This window comes from Enterococcus sp. DIV1767, assembly GCF_050542585.1.
Lineage (GTDB): Bacteria > Bacillota > Bacilli > Lactobacillales > Enterococcaceae > Enterococcus_D > Enterococcus_D innesii.
In genome coordinates this window covers 1,447,632-1,467,132 of record NZ_CP172936.1, presented here as the reverse complement: position 1 = coordinate 1,467,132, position 19,501 = coordinate 1,447,632, and the positions used below count along the sequence as shown (strand labels likewise).

17 protein-coding genes and 1 tRNA gene are annotated in these 19,501 nt (G+C 43.6%); 5 read left to right on the top strand and 13 right to left on the bottom strand.

Annotated elements, in window-relative coordinates:
- Positions 1-3: 3 nt before the first annotated feature.
- From IGI78_RS07060 to IGI78_RS07040, 5 genes are all read right to left on the bottom strand, one after another.
- Positions 4-3,426 carry an FtsX-like permease family protein gene (locus IGI78_RS07060; protein ID WP_195265803.1) on the bottom strand — a complete coding sequence of 1,141 codons (3,423 nt, stop codon included), beginning with the start codon at positions 3,424-3,426 and terminating at the stop codon, positions 4-6.
- Positions 3,427-4,128, bottom strand: a complete 702-nt coding sequence (locus IGI78_RS07055; protein WP_081118527.1) for an ABC transporter ATP-binding protein — start codon at positions 4,126-4,128, stop codon at positions 3,427-3,429.
- Positions 4,129-4,287: 159 nt separating this feature from the next.
- Complete coding sequence (locus IGI78_RS07050) at positions 4,288-5,127, bottom strand: SDR family oxidoreductase (protein ID WP_195265802.1); 840 nt, start codon at positions 5,125-5,127, stop codon at positions 4,288-4,290.
- A 122-nt stretch (positions 5,128-5,249) separates the two neighbouring features.
- Positions 5,250-6,395, bottom strand: coding sequence for an N-acetylglucosamine-6-phosphate deacetylase (gene nagA, locus IGI78_RS07045; protein WP_195265800.1), 1,146 nt, complete (start codon positions 6,393-6,395; stop codon positions 5,250-5,252).
- Between the two features lie 68 nt (positions 6,396-6,463).
- Positions 6,464-7,309: a helix-turn-helix domain-containing protein gene (locus IGI78_RS07040; protein WP_086292566.1), complete on the bottom strand. Its 846-nt coding sequence runs from the start codon at positions 7,307-7,309 to the stop codon at positions 6,464-6,466.
- 160 nt (positions 7,310-7,469) lie between these two features.
- Between IGI78_RS07040 and IGI78_RS07035 the strand changes: the two genes are divergently transcribed.
- Positions 7,470-7,649, top strand: a complete 180-nt coding sequence (locus IGI78_RS07035; RefSeq protein ID WP_077453812.1) for a DUF2187 domain-containing protein — start codon at positions 7,470-7,472, stop codon at positions 7,647-7,649.
- Positions 7,650-7,704: 55 nt separating this feature from the next.
- Here the strand turns inward: IGI78_RS07035 and IGI78_RS07030 are convergent, their stop codons facing one another.
- The 4 genes from IGI78_RS07030 to IGI78_RS07015 all read right to left on the bottom strand — a co-directional run bounded on the left by IGI78_RS07030 (position 7,705) and on the right by IGI78_RS07015 (position 12,300).
- On the bottom strand, positions 7,705-8,922 hold the full coding sequence (locus tag IGI78_RS07030) for a pyridoxal phosphate-dependent aminotransferase (RefSeq protein ID WP_081118523.1): 1,218 nt from the start codon (positions 8,920-8,922) through the stop codon (positions 7,705-7,707).
- Between the two features lie 168 nt (positions 8,923-9,090).
- A complete protein-coding gene (locus IGI78_RS07025; protein ID WP_081118522.1) occupies positions 9,091-9,966 on the bottom strand; it encodes an ABC transporter ATP-binding protein in 876 nt (291 codons plus the stop codon).
- Positions 9,967-9,976: 10 nt separating this feature from the next.
- On the bottom strand, positions 9,977-11,191 hold the full coding sequence (locus IGI78_RS07020; RefSeq protein WP_195265798.1) for an ABC transporter permease: 1,215 nt from the start codon (positions 11,189-11,191) through the stop codon (positions 9,977-9,979).
- A complete protein-coding gene (locus IGI78_RS07015; RefSeq protein WP_195265796.1) occupies positions 11,188-12,300 on the bottom strand; it encodes a hypothetical protein in 1,113 nt (370 codons plus the stop codon). Before IGI78_RS07015 ends, IGI78_RS07020 begins: the two co-directional genes overlap by 4 nt.
- Before the next feature lie 192 nt (positions 12,301-12,492).
- Here IGI78_RS07015 and IGI78_RS07010 point away from each other — a divergent pair.
- From IGI78_RS07010 to IGI78_RS06995, 4 genes are all read left to right on the top strand, one after another.
- Positions 12,493-12,575 (top strand) — tRNA-Leu (locus IGI78_RS07010).
- 413 nt (positions 12,576-12,988) lie between these two features.
- Positions 12,989-13,846: a hypothetical protein gene (locus tag IGI78_RS07005; RefSeq protein ID WP_229045593.1), complete on the top strand. Its 858-nt coding sequence runs from the start codon at positions 12,989-12,991 to the stop codon at positions 13,844-13,846.
- 133 nt (positions 13,847-13,979) lie between these two features.
- Positions 13,980-14,309 (top strand): Ltp family lipoprotein, encoded by a 330-nt coding sequence (locus IGI78_RS07000; protein WP_229045592.1) that lies wholly within the window; start codon positions 13,980-13,982, stop codon positions 14,307-14,309.
- A gap of 31 nt (positions 14,310-14,340) precedes the next feature.
- Positions 14,341-15,612 (top strand): hypothetical protein, encoded by a 1,272-nt coding sequence (locus IGI78_RS06995; protein WP_140966341.1) that lies wholly within the window; start codon positions 14,341-14,343, stop codon positions 15,610-15,612.
- An 87-nt stretch (positions 15,613-15,699) separates the two neighbouring features.
- Here IGI78_RS06995 and IGI78_RS06990 read toward each other — a convergent pair whose 3' ends face one another.
- The 4 genes from IGI78_RS06990 to IGI78_RS06975 form a co-directional block, all read right to left on the bottom strand.
- Complete coding sequence (locus IGI78_RS06990) at positions 15,700-15,927, bottom strand: hypothetical protein (protein ID WP_086292574.1); 228 nt, start codon at positions 15,925-15,927, stop codon at positions 15,700-15,702.
- A gap of 64 nt (positions 15,928-15,991) precedes the next feature.
- Positions 15,992-16,864, bottom strand: a complete 873-nt coding sequence (locus tag IGI78_RS06985) for a VOC family protein (RefSeq protein WP_140966342.1) — start codon at positions 16,862-16,864, stop codon at positions 15,992-15,994.
- Between the two features lie 160 nt (positions 16,865-17,024).
- Positions 17,025-17,858 carry a sugar phosphate isomerase/epimerase family protein gene (locus IGI78_RS06980; RefSeq protein WP_189372353.1) on the bottom strand — a complete coding sequence of 278 codons (834 nt, stop codon included), beginning with the start codon at positions 17,856-17,858 and terminating at the stop codon, positions 17,025-17,027.
- A 149-nt stretch (positions 17,859-18,007) separates the two neighbouring features.
- The gene (locus IGI78_RS06975) at positions 18,008-19,501 is read right to left on the bottom strand and encodes an extracellular solute-binding protein (RefSeq protein ID WP_140966344.1); all 1,494 of its coding nucleotides are present in this window, start codon (positions 19,499-19,501) and stop codon (positions 18,008-18,010) included.

Genomic DNA, 19,501 nt, shown 5'->3' with positions numbered 1-19,501 from the left:
TTGTTACTCATTGGCTTTCAAGGCATCAATCATATTGACATGTTTCAACTTGAAATACATCGCGATCCCTACCACGCCTGAAAACAAGCTGGTCAATCCAGCTGCATACACATAGCTCATTGGTTCGACTGTCGGTGAAAACATGGCGATATCGACTTCAATGGTCTGTAGGACAAATTGATGCTGAAGCACCCCTAACAACAAGCCAAATCCAATACCGAAGATCGTTAAGAAGATATTTTCTCGAAAGACGTACATCGTCACTTCCCGATCATAGAAGCCTAACACTTTGATGGTCGACAACTCTCGAATGCGTTCCGCTATATTGATATTGTTTAAGTTGTACAATACGATAAAGGCTAATGCTCCTGCTGACGAGATCAAGATCCAAATAACGATGTTCAAGGTTGCTGTCGTGTCATCCAAGGCATCTGCTGAAGCTGAAAGGAAGGAAACATTGATGATATTGTCTTGTGCCATCAGGTCAGCTGCGATCGCTTCTTCTTCCGTTTTACTTAAGTGCTGATTGAATTTCAATAATTCACTGTTGTAAGAAGGCGTTTCCTGAAAAACTTTTTCGTACATTTCAGGTGTCAAATAAGCAAAATGCCCCGTGTAGTTTTCTGCAATGGCAGCTACCTCTAGTTGAAATTCTTCGCCGCTTTCATTCGTTAACGTCAGGGTGTCCCCCACTGATAAACCAAACAACTTAGCAAGTTTTTCATTGATGATCGCACCATCTTTTCCTAGTTCGTAAGCTTCTCCTGAAACCCGATCATTCAAGTGGACAAATCTCGATAGAGCCGCAGGATCTTCTGGCACGGTTACGGTCACTTCTTGCTGCGTCACCCCCGGTTGAGCCAACGTCAGGCTTTCGGTATGCAAGAACAATCCTTCGTCAAAACCGTCGATTTCTTCTGCAGCAGCTTTTGTTTCATTCATTGCCTGGGAGTCCTCGTCATCAAAGGTGATCACTGCCTGATATTGCCAGATCTTCTCAAACTGTAAAGGAATGATATTGCTGATGGAATCTCTTAAGCCAAATCCAGTCAAGATCATGGACGTACATCCGGCGATCCCTAAGATGGTCATGAGCATTCTTGACTTGTAGCGAAACAAGTTTCGCATTGTAACTTTTTGAATAAAACTTAAGTGACGCCATATAACGGTGATTCTTTCTAAGAGAATTCGTTTCCCTGTTTTTGGCGCCTTTGGTCTTAGCAAGGATGCCGATGACTGTCTTAAATCAAAACGTAAAACCAGTAGCGCGATACCGATGGTACAAAGCAAGCTGACTCCCACAGCAATCAATGAAAGCCGCAAATACCATGGGGTGTCATACTCCGTGAGATTGTATAGCGGTCCATAAGCTTGAATGATGATTGCTGGAAAAAAGGAAAAGCCTACTGCTAGACCCAATACAGCACCTGTGATGCCTGCTGCAGAGGAATATAGTAAGAACTTCTGGCCAATTTCCCAGTTACGATAGCCTAGTGCTTTCAACGTTCCGATCTCACTGCGTTTTTCATCGATCATCCGCGTCATAGTGGTTAGACTCACTAAGGCTGCGATCAAAAAGAAAATGACAGGAAAAATCGTGGCTAAAGACGAAACGCGTTCCGCATTGTCTTGATACTCTGAATAACCAGGATTGGCATCCCGATTTGCTACACGATAAACTGCCGGTTTTAGCTCCAACAATTCTTGCTCTTTTTCCGCAACTTCTTTTTTGGCATCTTCAAGTTTTTCGCGTTCTTTGGGCGCTCTTTCTTTAAATTCAGCAAGCTTTTCTTGAAGGGTTGCTTCGTTTTCTTGGTATTCCAGCCAGCCCTTGTCTAGCAAAGACCGACCATTGGCTTGCTCAGAAGCTAAAGTCTCACGAGCAACACTCAGCTGCGATTCTCCTTGTGTGATCTGGGTCTGTGCCTGTGCCAATTCTTGGCGTCCGGCACTGATTTGGCCCCAACCAGCGTTGACTTGCTGCTGTGCCTGCTGAAGTTGCGCTTCTTGGTCATTGATTGTAGCCAATTGCCCGAGTAATTGGGCACGTTGTTGCTCACCTTCGGTAATGAGTGGATTTAATACATCTTCAGCTGCCGTCAGCATAGTAGCAATCATCGTTTCATCGATTTCCTCCAGATCAGGAATCGGACCAATGACATCTGTCGGCAGGTTCAACTGTGCCAGAGCGGCCGTTACTTGTGCATAGACGGTAGGCAGCTGGGCCATTTGCTCCTCTGCAGAAAGTTGACCCACACTTTTGATTTGATCCATACCTTGGTATGCCAGAGCAAGTTGCTCCTCCACTTGTTGGACGCCATTTTGTAGTTCGGTTTTTTGTGCCGAAATAGGCGCTAATTGGTCTTGGGCCGATTTTATTTGGGCTTCTTGCTGAAGCAACGCTTGTTCGCTTTGATCCAGCAGTCGTTGGTTTTCCGCCAATGCTTGCTTGCCCTCAGCTATTTTTTGTGCTTCACTAGTCAACTGCTCTTGGGCAGCTTGAATTTTTTCCTGGAAGGCTGCTTCTTGTTCCGTCAGTTCCCGGTGCGCCTGTGCTAGTTTTTCTTGTGCGTCGTCGAGTTCCCTTTGTGCTTCTTGCAGAGCCTTTTCTCCGTCGCGGATCTGTTCTTTGGCTTCGTCAATGGCTGGTTGCGCTTCATCGATCAGCTCTTGCCTGCGTCCTTGCGCCCGAGGAGCCAACTTTTTCTCAACTTCATCACTTATTTGATCTCTTTTCGTCTGATACGCTACTGAATAGCTTTCCATTTGAGATAAGTCATCAAAGCGAACTAAAAATCGGGCGTACGCACTTTCTTTAAAATCCTCCTCAGGAATCACCGCAAAGTAATCCACGGTTCCATTACCAACGGTACTGTTCCCCCGATGAAAGTTCTCAATATATTCAGGACTATTGACAAAGCCCACGATCGTGAAGGTATGGGTTTTTAATTGATTTTCGCCACTTTCTGGTAACTCAAAGGATTCATCTAATTCGAAACTACCACTATTTTGCGCCGCTTGATCTAAGGCGATTTCCCCTGATTTTTGTGGCAATCGACCAGAAGTCACCTCATATTGATTGACAGGTCGTTCAGTTGAAAGAGAGAAGACACGAATCACAGCGCGATGATTTTCGGAATTGATATCGGCGATCTGCTCCGCCTCAACCGCCTTAACACCAGGCATTTCCTCAATGATTTGGCGATCCGTATCCGACAACCCCAAAGTTGAAGCAATCGTGAGGTCGGCTAATTGTTGGCGAGAAAAGTAATCTTCAGCAGCTTGTTTCATATTAGGGCCGGTGGCGCTGATCCCGACAAAAAAAGCGACTCCTAAAAAGATAATGCCTAAAATGGACAGAAACCGCCCGGGTGCTTGTCTAATTTCACGTAAACTGGAACGTAATAATGTTTTTTTCATAGGCATTTACCAAGAAATAGAGGCAATTGGAATCGGATGAGTATTTTTTTCCATCTTGCGAACCTTTGCGTCATTGATATGGATCACGCGATCCGCCATGGGAGCCAATGCACTGTTATGTGTAATGATCAAAACGGTCGTCCCGGTCTCGCGAGCTGTTTTTTCTAAAATAGCCAAAATCTGTTTTCCTGTTTCATAGTCAAGTGCCCCAGTTGGTTCATCACAAAGCAGCAGTTTGGGCTTCTTGGCTATGGCACGAGCGATCGTGACCCTTTGCTGTTCACCGCCAGACAATTGTGCAGGAAAGTGATCCAAGCGATCACCTAATCCAACTTGGGTCAAAATCTCAGCTGCATCAAGTGCTTCGGGTACGATTTGTGCCGATAGTTCCACATTTTCTCTAGCCGTCAAATTCGGCACCAAATTATAAAATTGAAAGACAAATCCGACGTCTTTGCGACGATAGGTCGTTAGTTGTTTAGCATCAAAGCTAGCAATATCGGTTCCATCGACAATCACTTGGCCGCTGTCGCATTGATCCATCCCGCCTAGTATGTTCAATACGGTGGATTTACCGGCACCACTAGGTCCAAGGATCAGCGCGATCTCGCCTTTCTCTACGGAAAAAGAAACGCCATCATTGGCAGCAATCACCGTATCGCCCATTGTGTATTTCTTCACTTCTTTCACTACATCAATATAACTCATTTTATTCCTCCAAGAATTCCAGCGCCGCATGCGCTTTCTCGCTTATCAGTGTATCACATTTTTTCCCTTGAAAGAAACCGCAAAAAAGCAGCACAAGGTCGTGCTGCTAAAAACAAGTCATTTATTCAAAGTGATCCAGATTGGCAAAAGCAAAACAAATCATTTTGTGTGGTCCGCAATTCTTTGTTGCGTTTCTTGCCAAAGTTTCTGTGCTTGTTGCTGCTCCTTCGGGATCTCGGTTGGGACTGCTTGACGATCAACAAAGTAGTGGCCACTGATCCCCGCAACGTCTGGACTTAGCGCTAAGTAAATCGCTGTATCTGCCCCTTCTTCGGCTGTTTTAAAAAAAGGCGTCAACATTTTATAAATAGATTGACCAAATCCTGTTTGTCGGCTGACCCCTAAGCTCGTCGCCACAGCTCCCGGATGCAAGGCATTGGCAGTAACGGTCGTGTTGCGTAGCTGAAACGCAAGCGCATCTGTAAATAAAATCAGGGCTTTTTTTGAGCGGCCATATTCCCGCCAAGGGAAAAAATCCGGTACATCGAAAAAGCGCTGATCCTTTTTCTTTACAAATTTGTAGGCACCGGATGCCACATTGACGATCCTGCCGGCATCGGCACGCTTCAATAGAGGTAGTAACTGGCGGGTCAGTTCAAAGTGACCCACGTAATTCACTCCCAGCATTTGCTCGAATCCATCGGTCGTTTGTTCTTTTTTTAGGTTCACGATGCCTGCATTATTGATCAGTACATCCAATTTCTTAAAGCGGGCGTTGATTTCGGCGGCTGACTTGCGCACACTAGCCAGTGACCCCAGATCACCAATCACTAGATCGATCGCTGAATTTCCTGTCTCTTCCTTCAAACGTTGCTGTGCTGCCCGTCCTCGTTCGGCAGAACGGCAATACAAAATCACATGCATCCCTGCTTTTGCTAACTGTTTGGCTGTTGCAAAGCCCATGCCGGCATTGGCGCCGGTTACTAAAATCGTCTTCAAATCCCAATCATCTCCTTCATAGGATGTCGTTTTCTTTCATCATAACTGAAAACAAAAAAATCTGCTTAAAAAACAGATCAAGAGAAGCTCTCTTCTTGTTTCTTTAAGCAGATTGTTTCATTTTACGCTTGGTAGCGGCAGACACCATCTAAATAGGTGGCTGTTACATTCATTTCTTGATCCAAAACGATAAAGTCAGCTGGGCGACCTTCTTTGATCATGCCGCAAGCATGGTCAATTTTGCAACTAATTGCTGGAATCAAGCTGGCCATCATAACCGCTTCTTGAGGGGTAGCGATTCCCCAGTCTACTACATTTTTCACAGCTTCTTTTAGTTTCAAAATGCTGCCGGCAAGATTGCCAGTTTCCATCCGAGCCGTTCCATCTTTCACCACTACTGGAAATTCACCTAAAATGTAATCACCGTCTGGCATGCCGCCAGCCATCATACAGTCAGTGATCAAGGCAACATGGTCGTGACCAGCTTTTTCCATCAAAATCTCAGCTGCTTGAGGATGCACATGGTGGCCATCACAAATCAACTCTGAAAAAACTTCTTTTAATGAAAGTAGGGCACCAACCATTCCAGGCTCGCGATGGTTTAATCCGCGCATTCCGTTGAAGGCATGAACAAAAACGCTAGCCCCCGCTTCAACTGCTGTTTGCGCTTCTTGTAATGTACCGTTACTATGGCCTAGAGCAACCACTACGCCTTCTTCCGTCACTTGCGAAACAAATTCCTTCACACCTTCGCGCTCAGGAGCCAAGGCGATTTTCTTGATAATTCCACCAGAAGCTTCTTGCCATTCATGGAAGGTATCGATATCAGGATCACCAAAATAAATCGGATTTTGTGCACCTTTGTGTTCCTCAGTAAAGAATGGGCCTTCAAAATAGATTCCTTGGATTTTTGCTCCTGTAACTTCGTCTTTGACTTTCCCAACGGTTTCTGCTACATCACGCAACCGTTCTTTGCTTGATGTTAAGGTTGTTGGTAAGAAAGATGTCACACCGCAAGACAAGAGACCTTCTGACATGGCTTTGATGCCCTCTGCATCGTTGTCCATTACATCATGGTTCATAAACCCGTGGATATGAGTATCCACAAGACCCGGTGCTAGCCATTTGCCTGAATAATCTTCTACGTCTGCACCAGCAGGGACTTCATCAACGATTGCGCCGAATTTTCCCTCCTTGACCTCCAAGTAACCAGGGCCATGAACCGCTGATTTCAGAAAGAATTTGTCTGCGTAAATATATTTATTCATCTTGATCGCTCCTCTATTTCTTTTCTTCCTTAAAAGTACTCTTATTTGCGGGAGAAGTCAAGAAAGGTCTACACCACTTTGTCAGATTGGCGAATATCCATGACGGCACGATACAGTTGAAAACTTTTTTCAGCTGCTTTTTCTTCTTTTAGTCTTTGAAGCAATTGTCCTTTTAGTTCAAACAATTCTTCTAGAAAATACAAGCTATTTTTCTCTCTCGCTAGGGCAATGCCTTCGTTGGTTACTTTTAGTGCGAGACAGTCTTCCTGTTGTTCCTTCAGAAAGACCGCATAATTGTAATAAATTTTGGTCAACGCCGTAGAAAGACGTTCCGGTGGCAAAGCATGCATGGCATCATAAGCTTTTTCTAGATAAAAGCGTGCTTCACCCAATTGCAGCAAGTCACTGTAGACGCGCCCCATGCAGCTAAGAATGCGAATTTCCATCACGGAAACATTGGTTTTATCCTGTTGATAGGAATAGGCCAATCCTTTTTTTAATGCCTCGAGGGCGGTATCATAGTTTTGATCGAGAAAATAATCGCAACTTCCTAAGTAGTAGTAATACATTTGCATATCCGAATCTAAATACAGATACTCTTTGATTGCCTTGTCTTCCATTTTTTCCCGCATTTCTCGAAACTGTTTATGGACAAAATGCGATTCGATTTCCGCAAAAATTTGATTGGTTTTGTTGATCTCTTCCGAATGAAGCATCATCACTTGATCCAAGGTGACACCTAAACGTTGACAGATTTGATACATCACCCAGACATTGGGCAGCTCTTCATTGTTTTCAATACGGCTTAAAACACTTTGCGAACAAATATCTTCCGCTAACATCTTCTGTGTCATCTTTCGTTTTAGACGAATAGTACGGATGATTTGACCAAAAGATTCTTCTTTTTTCTTCATGATCGTCCTCCATGGGAAATTCTTATAAGAACCGAACGTTTCTTGTCAAAAATGCGAATTCGCATTTTTAATTTTCTTTATTTTAGCACATAATGACAAAAAGGAAAGCAATTTCAAGAATGTCTTGTTATTTTTCCACAATTTCAAATGAGGTGTTAAGATGACGATCGACAGTACGATCTTTTTTACATGGGAAGGCAAAAAATACCAAGGGATCATCGAACGGGAATATGAAAATTCGGTCCTCGTTCAAGTCACCGATCCTAGTGCTGAAATGCTGGATAAGTTTACCAATCGAATGATTGTCAGCAAAAAAATTTGTCAACCAGTTGCCGAATAAAAACATAAGCACCGCTCCCTCACGGTTGTTGAAGGAGCGGTGCTTTTTTATATTTTTATTTCTGACGATAGGACGCCAAAAATTCTGTCATTTTTTCAGCAGTCGTTTTTAAGTCTTCCATATTAGGAAGATAAACGATTCGGAAATGATCTGGCTGTTGCCAGTTGAACCCACCGCCGTGAACCAGCAAGATGTGGTGCTCGTGTAAAAAGTCTAAAACAAATTGTTCATCATTGGTGATATTAAAGCGTTGAATATCAATTTTAGGGAAAATATAAAAGGCGGCTTTCGGTTTCACCGCTGACAATCCCGGAATGTCATTGATTGCCTTGTAGATAAACTCTCTTTGTTCATAGATTCGACCACCTGGTAGTAGCAACTCATCGGAGCTTTGATAGCCGCCAAGTGCGGTCTGGACGATTTGTTGCGATAAAACATTGGAACACAGCCGCATTGAAGACAACATATTCAAGCCTTCGATATAGTCTTTCACATTGGACTTGTCGCCACTGAGGACCATCCAGCCCACACGGAAACCTGCCACTCGATGAGACTTAGACAAGCCACCTAACGTCACAACGAATCGATCTGGCGCTAATGTAGCAATCGGCACATGGACATAATCATCCATGACTAAACGGTCGTAGATCTCATCAGAAAAAATGATCAAGTCATGCTCACGGGCAACCTCGACGATTTGTTGCAAAACTTCTTTTGGATAAACGGCGCCGGTGGGATTATTTGGATTAATAATAACGATCGCCTTGGTTTTGCTGGTGACCTTAGCTTTGATGTCCTCGATATCAGGATTCCAATCTGCTTGCTCATCACAAATATAATGGACGGGCTTTCCGCCAGCTAACGAGATCGACGCTGTCCATAAGGGATAGTCAGGCATCGGCACTAACACTTCATCCCCATTGTTGCAAAGACCTTGCATGCACATCGTGATCAGCTCAGAAACGCCGTTACCGGTATAAATATCATTGATGGTCACATCAGGAAATTTCTGTAATTGATAATATTGTTCGATCGCTTTACGGGCAGAAAAAATCCCTTTCGAATCAGAATAGCCTTCCGATTCTCGCACGTTCATAATCAGGTCTCTAACGATCTCATTTGGGGCTTCGAACCCGAAAGGCGCTGGATTCCCCGTATTTAATTTCAAGATACTGATGCCTTCTTCTTGCATCCGATCGGCTTCTTCTAAAACTGGGCCGCGTACATCATAACTGACCCCTTCAAGTTTTGACGACTTCGAAAATTTCTTCATATTCCATTTCTCCTTTAACCATAGGTCAACGTCAGGTTATTGGTTCTCGTCGTTGATCTCTTTTCAGATTGAACCTATTATAGCAAAAAACTTTTACCTATGGCGAAATTTTTTTGCTTCTCCTTCATCTGTGCTTGTCCCACTCTCATCTCGTAAATAGTGCGACAGTCAGTGATTTTCAGGAAAATACGTCAAATACAATTCATTTAGTGCCAAGTGCCCCACAGAAAAATCAGTGATCCCTGCAGCAATAAACCGTTGCGGTAGCTGAGGATCGCTAATTTCTACCAGATAGATCCGTCCTTGCAGATCGATGGTCACCGTCGTTAATTCTGGAAAAGCCACCAAGAAATCCGCTGAGTCCGTTTTTAAGTATAACGGTTCATTGACTAACGACTTGCGCCCAAAGTATTCGTGAATGATCTTGCCGTCTTTTAAAAACAAGACCCGATCCGCGTAGGAATCCAAATTCGTCAAAATATGCGAAGCAATCACGATCGCTTTCTTTTGCGCTCGCAAGGCTTTCAACACGTTGGAGATCAATTCGACATTGGTTGGATCCAAGCCATTCATGACTTCATCCATCAGCATATATGGCGTATCCGTCACGATCTGCATCGCAAAACAAAGACGTTGCCGCATCCCAAGTGAATAGGTGCCCACGGGGCGTTTGATATAGTCACTCATCCGCAAGCGCTCAATCGTTTCGTCCACTAAGTGTTCCTCTGAACGCCACATTCGCTGATACAGCTTGAGATGCTCGAAACCACTCAAATCATTGTACAAATCATTTTGGTCAGGAAAAAACGAAATTTGTTGATGCGCTGCCACTTCTGATTTTTTGGTCACATATACTTGACTGCCATTCAAAAATACTGCGCCTTCATTCGGCTGGATGAAATTCATCGCCACATTTAATAGCGTGGATTTCCCAGTACCGTTTGGGGCGACTAATCCGACGATCTCACCGGGAGAAAAGGCGATGGAAAGTTGATCCAATACATTTCTCGTATACGTGACCGTCACATTTTTCAGTTCTAACATATCGTTCCTCCTATGCCAAATGAAATTTTTTGCGTTGGATCGTCACGAAGAAACATATTTCGATCAGAAGCCAAACGCCTCCTAATAAAAGCAACCCTTTTTCCATCGTAAACCCTGCAGAACCAAAATAAAAACGTGTCCAGCCTGAAAGGACTTGTCCCACATTTTGATACAGATAGACATACAGCGTTTTATCAAGGTAAGCACTGAACCAACGTCTTTGGAAAATATAGGGTGAAAGCAAGCAAAAACCAGCCACAAGCAAATTAACCAGTTCTGAGCGAAACAGGGCACTGAACAACAAGATGCCGCGACAATAAATAAACTGCAAGAAAAGCGTCGCAAGAAAACATTGGCCTATAAAAAGACCGATGGCTTGTGTTTCAAAAGCGTTGAAATCGGTGATCGGGTAGCGGGCATCAAAGGTCGATGATAAAATCGTGACCGGCAGTTCCAGGGAACCAAAGCCGAATTGTATACCAGAACCCAACCAGAGAAAGAACATAGTCCCAAGTGTTGAAATTGCAGAACCGACCATCAATACTGCCGTTTTGCTCCAAAGAATCTCTTCTGCCGATAATGGCAGTGAAAGAAACAGGGATTTATGTCTTCGTTCTTTTGGTAAACAATCAATCGCCAAAAATAAAGAAACAGCAAGCAATAGAATCGGTAAATATCCAGTAAAACTTCGCTGCAATGCCTGTATCCCCGTTTTTTGCTCCATGACTGCTTGAGAGAGTTTCTTATTCGGCAACTGGCTGAAGGCTTCCATAAGCTTAGCGGTTGAAGCATAACCAAAGCGACCGTCATAGGCAGCGTAGTAATTTTGAAACGTATAATAATCCGGTGTATAAAAAACATTTCGTTCATCGGTAAACTGCAACGCCAATTGGTACCACGTACTTGTTCCTTGTGCATAAGCTTGCCAGTCTTCACCAGCTAGTGCATCTAATCGTTGTTTTTCCGCTTCGTTCCATGGGGTAAACATTTCAACTGCTAAGCTTGCCGACCAATGGTCAGAAGGATTGGCTGCTTGTTGATCAAGAAAATCTTGTCGCACAGTATAGCGTTGTTGCATTTCCGTTTCATCTACTCGTTCAATCGGGCGAAAGTCTCTTTGCCAAAAACTGTAAACGCCGCTGTAGATAAGAAGCAAGCAAAAAAGACCAATGGTTTTCTTGCTCTTTAAGAGTTGACGTAATTCAAAGAAAAAATAGTCTTTCATCCTTTGCCTCCTTTCAACAAGCGATTCTGTTTATCCGCAACGAGCATGATGCTTAAACAAAGGAAGATCCACACCACCGTGAGAAGCCAACTAGCATAGACTCCCCAAGAAGTACCAGAACCCAAAGCAAAGGCGCCCGAATAAAATTTATCCATAGCAGCTAGATGAACTGGTAACAGTGGGATCTTTTGCAGCATCGGAATCAAGCCTAACCCATAAAAAAGCACTAGCAAAAAGAAAGAGACATATCGATTGGCTGCGATCATATTCATAACAAAACCTAAGCATTCGATCAAACCAATCAGCAAGGCAAAAGAAACCATACTATATAAAACGCTTTGCCAAAAAGGTACGGCGACCCAATCCCCACTGAGATAGACGGCTACTGGATACTGCCAATCCCCGAACTCCCCCAAAAGGCTCATTGAAAGAAAGACACCTAAGAAAAACACAACCAAAACGCCTAAATTTGTAATCCCTTTGACCACAATTTTACTTAACATCCGAATCGGAAAAATCTGTGGGTACGAGCGAATCAAAGAGAAGTGTTCTCTTTCTTCTATCAAATTGTCACTGGCAAAAAAAGCCCAAAAGAAGAACCCAAAATTCAGCAAAAGCGTTATTGCCAAAGCGACAGCGGTCTGGGTATTGGCAGCCGTGAGGACCGGCTCTTTTTCTTGCTCGGCTAAGGCTTGATAGACCGTTCGCTCTTGTTCGATCGTCCACATAGGCGGTAAAAAGGCTTTGTCATCAACTTCAGACACCCAAATCTGCTTTTTTAGTTCTGCAATTTGAATACTCGTTTGATTAAATCGTTCGTATTCCTCCATAATCAAGTTGGATAACTGCCGTGAGGTCAGTGTATTATTTTCAAGCAAAAGTTGATACACCTCTTGCTCATCAGGCGAGCCCGACTGATTGGCTTGGTAGCGATCAACAAGCCTTGAGGCTTCGGCTTTTTCTGCAGTGATCGTAGCGGGCAAGTTGATGGGTTCCATTAGTTTCAAATAAACGGAAAAACAGCAGCCTAAACTAAAGGCACCCATGAGTAGGAAGATAAATATTCTTTGTTTCGCAGATTTGGCTAATTGGTTTCTAAAGTAATTCATTTGCTCTCCTCTCAAAAAATCATTCATTCTTTAAGCATACCGTTTATGACAAAAATTGCAATCCATTGTCTGAATATTCTTTTAAATAGCTCTAGGAAAAGTTATTGACAAACCTGTCAAAAATCAGGTAAGATATTTTTTAGACGCGGTGTGACAGAACTACTTCAGCCTGCGTTACCTTCTATAGTATCTGCGGAAATGACGGAATGGCAGACGTGCAAGATTGAGGGTCTTGTGAGCAATCGCTCGTGTGGGTTCAAATCCCATTTTCCGCATCAGTACAGTTTCCCCTTTGGGGAAGCTGTTTTTTTGTTTACACAAAAAATTCCCCCCTGGCGATCCTTCAATGAATTCTCTCGATCGCTTGATCTTGAGCACCTACTCCTAAAAAGTTAATAGTAACCCTCCTTTCCCCAAACACAAAAAGTCCAATAAAAATTCTTTTTTCATTGCATTCATAGATATTTTCCATATAAAATGAACAATATAACGATTATTGATGAAAACTAGTTCGATGTTCCGTCATTTCTTATTAGCGTATCAGAAACAGTTTCTTGAATGAACGAGTGATGGAAAATCTTTTCAGCATTTATTCCATTCACCTGACTTCTTCCTTCCCCCCGATGACCAAACAACAAACCTCTTCCGACCGTTTTCTCAGTTACTTTCGATAGAAAGAAGGAGCCTAATGAAAAAAAGAATACTGATCGCCCTATTGTCATTCGTTATTCTGCTTATCGGCTGCGGTAAGGCAGATGAAGAACTGTCAGAGACCGTTGCACTTGGCATCGAGGCACGACTGGAATATACAAATCAGTCTGGAACGGGCTGGAGCTATTATCAACCAGCAACCTTAGAGTTGTTGATTGCCGGCAGCCAAGCCGAATTGGCTATTTTGGAAGAACTTGATTCTTCCGACGAAGATCTTCAGCAATTGATCAGCCACACGAGTGATTTGATGGCAACCGCTGAACGAGCGCTAGTGGAGCGTCGGATCGATGTCCCTGCTTGGTTTGCTGCCCGCATTGGTTATAGCCAGGCTCTGGCTGCGATTCATGAACGGAGCCCTATCATTCTCAGTAATCAAGACAACCTCAACAGTCTACTGGAGGTAGCAAACGAAACGATTCCTGAAGCCGACCCACGGGAAAAGCTGGGGCTTTTAGCAGACGATATCGAACAGCTTCAACAGCTCACAGAAGATACGCTTACTCTTCATCACACAATCGAACTTGACGATGGACTCACTGCCACTGTTTACCACACAAGTGAAACGAATGTTGACGTCTTGGTTTTTGCGAAGTCCGATGAGGAGTACGCATCTGGCTTTACTGTTCTTAATCGGGAAACTGCCGACGAGCAAAAAGCTGCCTTCTATGAAACGATTTTACGAGCGCTGGTCATAAATATTCCTCGTGAATCCTTGATGTTTATGAATCGATCCGATCAATCTTCTGATGAACATCAGTTGGCGGTGATGACCTATGGCTTTGATCATGACATTGACCAAGACATGGTCGCTACCGTTTATCAGCAGCTTCAATAAGCTAGCGCCAAACGCAAAGCCAGCAAAACAATGATGAACAAACTCAGACCGAGAGTAAGAAATCTTCAGAACAAAGACGAGGGATAGCCCGTGCCAAAGCCTATACTAGACGGATGACTTTTCCCGTACTCGCATGATACGACAACTAGAATTTGAGGGCCTTTCCCATGATGATGCGCAATGGGCAGTGGACCACCTCACTATCGACTGGAACGAACAAGCGTTGCAAAAAGCAAACAGCTACCGTCTCAGGATGAATCTACCTCATGCCAATATCCGTCGTTTATTGGCTTCAGAAGTCTTTTCAGCAGAACAAATCGACTCTGCGATGACAACCATGGATAATTACAAACTAACAAAAAAAGGAGCATCGCGATGCCCTTATGTTGCCCCTTATATTGTTGCTATTTTTTATACCCAAGAAAAGTCTCGATTTGATGCGTTCATTCGAACAAAAAAGTGAAGTTTACCAGAGACTCACGAGGAGGAGAAAAATGAAAAAACAAGTTTTGCTGCCCTTATTGCTGCTATTATGCCTGATTTCAGGATGTGGGACGAGAAATTCAGCAAGTCCTGAGGAACTTTCTGAGCGCATCGGTGCCGCTTTAGATGCCGGTTGGGAACATACCTATCATGCAGAAACTCTTACTTATGAGTTAAGTATTGAAAATCTCGAACTGATGATTCGAGGCAAAGAAGCAGAATTGGCCTTTCTAGACCAGGTCAATAGCAACTCAAAACACAAGGCAGCATTCATTGAAAACACGGAAACAATGATCGCACTCGCTCAAGAAGCGATCGAAGCTCGCTATCTGGATATGCCGCGTTGGGTTACCGCTCGGAATGGCCGGATCGAAGCCTTACTTGCCCTCCATGAGGAAAGCCCGATCATCGTCAGTAGACGAGCAAAATTGCAAGAATTATTCAACGAATACGAAGAGGATTTGGCACTAGTGACAGTTGGGGCAAACAATCCACTTGCCGATGAAGAAGCGATCAATGAAGATTCACGAGAAAAGCTTGGTTTGACGCCTGATACACTTGAACACTTACACCAACAAAGCGAAGACCAAGAAATCGAGTGGCAGACCGCTATTGATTTGGCGAACGGTGTGACCATGAATGTCTTTTCAACAAAACATGAGCCAGTGGAGATTCTCACATTTACGAATGCTGGCGAGACCTATCCTTCCGCAATCACTTTGTTTAATGGCCAAACGACGGAAATCGTTCCCGAGATAAGGACTCCATACGAAGCCGTTTCCGCTTATTTTAACGAAATAGCCGCTGCTGTTTATGAAACGATTCCATCTGGCTATCTATTTCTGGTTGAATCACTATGGCTTGAACTGGAGAACGACAATCGTTTTCACTTCAGAACCTACGTGTTTGATAACGAAGTGACCGAGGAAACGATTTTAGCAGGGTTTCATCGCGCCCCGACTGTAGCAGCACGCTATGAGCGCGAAAACAATGCGACAGAACGAGAACGTGAAGCCTTTTTCCTCGTTAGAGCGCAAGGAAATCGTCGCTTTTATTCAAAACAAGAGATGGCAGAACTGTTAGAAACAGAAGGTTTTACTGCGGAGGAAACACAATGGGCACTAGAAACCCTCGATGTAGACTGGTATCGTCATGCTTTAGGACGCGCCAATCAATCCCGTCGGGTGTTAGGGATCCGCCAAAGAAATATGGCTGCTCATCTTGAAGGGAACGGCTTCTTACCTGATGAGATCGAATTTGCGATCAAAAACATGGACAATTAGTATGTAGTGGACGAATCCCAATTCTCCATTTTGTCTTAGCGTAAACAAAAACCGACCAATCTTCCTGTTTAAGATTGGCCGGTTTCTTTATTTTTTGGTTTTGATTGGTACCATGGTTTTGCGCCGATGCTGCTTCATTATTGCTTGAAGACCATAGACCCCAACTCCGATAATTCCTGCAAAAGCCGAAAAAGCAATAAAAATCACAGGAGACGCCCCACTTTCTATTAATTGTTTCCCTTGGACAAAGAAAAATAAGCCCATGCTGATCAATAATGCTAGAAATAGTGATTGTCCCGCCCCGTTTTTTTTCATGCTTGCTCTCCTTTTACTTGATTATAGGTTATTCTCTCATTTCATGAATGAAAAAACCTCCATCTTAAGGCTGATTCTTTCTTTCGATGATCAGATTGATCCCATTCGGATCAGTCAAATGCAAGCGGCTTTCTGTTTCTAACCCATAAGAAACGCCACTTGCCTTGAGATGACTTCGTAATGTAGAAAAAGCCAAAGCTGGCAAAACGATCGTAAAGTACGCTAAGCCTAGATCCTTTTCTTCCATAGCTGGAACATTTCTTCCCATCCAAATATTCGATCCGATATGGTGATGATACGCACCAGCAGCAAAAAACTTTGCTTGGCTACCAAAATCTGAAGTCAAACGCATGCCTAAAACTTCTGTGTAGAATTCTTCTGTTTTTGCCAAGTCCGCCACTTTCAAATGGACATGCCCTACCGTGGTGCCAACTGGAAAGGTCGTTTGAGATCGGTCAGCGGCTCCCAGCACGCCTTGTGCGTCCATTTCGACAGTAACGCCTACGATCTCACCGTCTGCTCGAATATCCCATTCACTCTTTGGTTTGTCACGATACACTTCGATCCCGTTTCCTTCTGGATCAGTCAGGTATAACGCTTCACTATACCCATGGTCGCTGGCACCATCGAGGGGGGCTTTGGCCTCCAAATAATGAATCAGCATATTTCCTAGGTCTTTACGGCTAGGCAAAAGAAATGCCGTATGGAAAAGGCCTGTTTTCCGTGTCAAAGGCAACGGAGCACTTACCTTCTCTAGAACTAAAAGCTCTTGCGATCCCACGCCTAATCGCGCATGATCTACACTTTGCTCCAATAAAGTCAGACCGATCACGTCCGAATAAAACTGGCTCATTTTTTCTATGTTTGCTACTTTTAAAACGACTTTGCCAATTGCGGCAGTTGCATCGATTTGATAAGTTGATTGACTCATGGTCATCGCTATTTCCTCTTTTCTAAACAGTTACGTTCACTTGTTACTTTAAGTATAACACTAACTTTTAGTAAGTAAACAAATCTGCTTGTTTAGCGCCGGAGCAATCGACTGCTCGTTGCTTCATAAATCGTGTCTTCAACAGTCGCAAGCAATGAAGAACCAATTAGTTTTGCATTGTTTCAATCAAGGAAATGGCCGGCTGCATCGCTTCTTCGGTCGTCCCTTCTAACACAACATAACAATACGGCTTGTATTCAGCGGTGATGGCCAATAGTTGTTGATAATCAATCCTTCCTTCTCCCAATGGGACTACCTTGATTTTACCATCGATTACTTGATAATCTTTCAAGTGCAAGCAAACGATGGCATCGCCAAAGCGGGAAAAAGCTTCCCTTGTCAAAGCGACTTGCTCTTGATAGTTCTTCGCAGTAATCAGATTGGTTGGATCAAAGATGATCCCTAAATAGTCAGAGGGTACCCGTTCCTGCAATTCTTCGATTCGGTCGATCGATGAGAGTGGATGATTCAAGCCCGCTTCAATTCCTAGCATCACTTGATGTCTCTTAGCCACTTGGACCAAACGCTTGATCACCTGAACCAAATCATCGAAAACGACGTCACTAAAATTTTCCTCGGTATACCCCATATTTGGCAAAACCGAACCAGTTTCACTTGCGACCATAGCTGCATCAAAATATTTGGCATGTGCGAGATAGGTCTCGAATCTGGATAAAATCGCTTCCCGTTTTTCCAGATCAGGATGGATCAGATTACAATAACAACTTAATAAAGCGACCTGAACGTGAGATTGACCAAAAACTCGTTTGAAAAAGCGGCCTAAACCAGGGCTTAATTGCTCTGGCTCTGCCCATTGCGGGAAGGATTTATTTAATGCAAATTGAATGTTATGAATGTTTTGGGCGGCAATTCTTTGCGCTAATTCTTCTGGGGACCCATAATTCTTTAAATCATGCCCCCGAACAGTTAGTTGAAACATAGCTTCTCCTTTCTTCACTGCTTTTGAAGCAAAAAGAAGACCAAGCAGCGAATCACTTCAACTGGTCTTGGTCTTCAAATCATTCAGCAGTAGCGGCTCCTCACTTCATCTATTTCTTCTCAATAGATGATCAGAACCTTTTGTGACCTTTATTGTTGTGAACGATAGTCTTCCGTGAACTCGTCAATGATTTGCTGTCCACCATTTCTTAAGAAGGTTTCGATTGCTGTATCAAACCCATCGATCTCGATTTCCCCAGTCATATATTGGTAGTAAGCGTCTGAGATTCCTTCAATCAAGCTTGACCATGAACGATCATAGGTTTCAGAGGTCAGCGATTGCGCAGGATTGATCACCGCAAACTCTTCGTTTTCCTGAATCTTTTCATTGGCTAAGTTGACATAGGGATTACTTGAAGGGAAAACTGTTACTAATTCTGATGGACGAGACGAAGAAAATGGTTGTACTTCTTGTTGCCACTTCGTATCATCTAAACGGACATAAACACCCTCATCATCAATTTCATAATGGACCCCTTCGATCCCTTGTGTCATCAAGGTAAACGGCTCTTCGTCCATCAAATCATTGATAAATTTCAAAACAACCCGCAAGTCTTCTTCGGTTTCAACATTGTTTTTCGGAATGGCTAACCAGCCACCCATACCGCCATTGGTATCAGAAAGGATGCGCCGTTCCACGTCGCCATAGACCATATCATTAATCAAGACCCATTCCATATGCTCTTCGGCAGTTCCAGCAGCATCATCAATGTAGTTACGTACTTCTTGCAAACCACTCAATACGATCCCACCACGACCTTGAACGATATAGTTCTTCTGGTCATTTTTCGCCATTACCGCAAAATCAGAATTCATCCAGCCGTTATCATAGATATTACGGAACCATTCCATCGCTTCTTTGTACTCAGGTTGCATAAAGGATGGCATCACTTCATCATCATCCGTGATCGTAAACCAATTGTCTGCGCCAAAGTAACCAGAAAGTGAACGGAAACCAACGTTAAAGGACTCATCACGCTCTACGAAACCAACCGTATCATCTGCACCGTTGCCATCTGGATCACCTTCCGTAAAGGCCTGAGCGACAGCCGCTAATTCTTCTAATGTCGATGGCACGTCCAAGCCTAAATTATCCAACCAATCTTTTCTGACAAGGACGCCATAACGAGCGATCGGTTTTAAAAACGGAACACCATAGATATGACCATCGATCCGCGAGGACTCTAAGCGATCCTCAGAAATTTCTGCCAAATTTGGAAACTCTTCTAAATACGGTTCCACATCCCAGAACATCCCGGACGCTAGCGAGCTCCGGACGGTCGTGTTATTGATTTCTGTCAGACTAACGATATCTGCTAAAGAATTTGATGCTAATGCTGCATTCAAGCGTTCTGTTTTTGATGCGTCCGGCACCCAAGTGAAATCGATTTCGATCCCTGTATATTCTTCTAATTTTTGCGTCACATCCCCAGACGGAGGCGAAGCGGTATGCAACATCGCCATCCAAGAAATGCTTGATTTTGTTTCACCTTCTGTACCTTCAGATGAACCTCCGCCATCGCCGCAGCCTGCTAAAAACAGTCCGGCACATAATAATAAACTTGCAACTTTCAACTTTTTCAT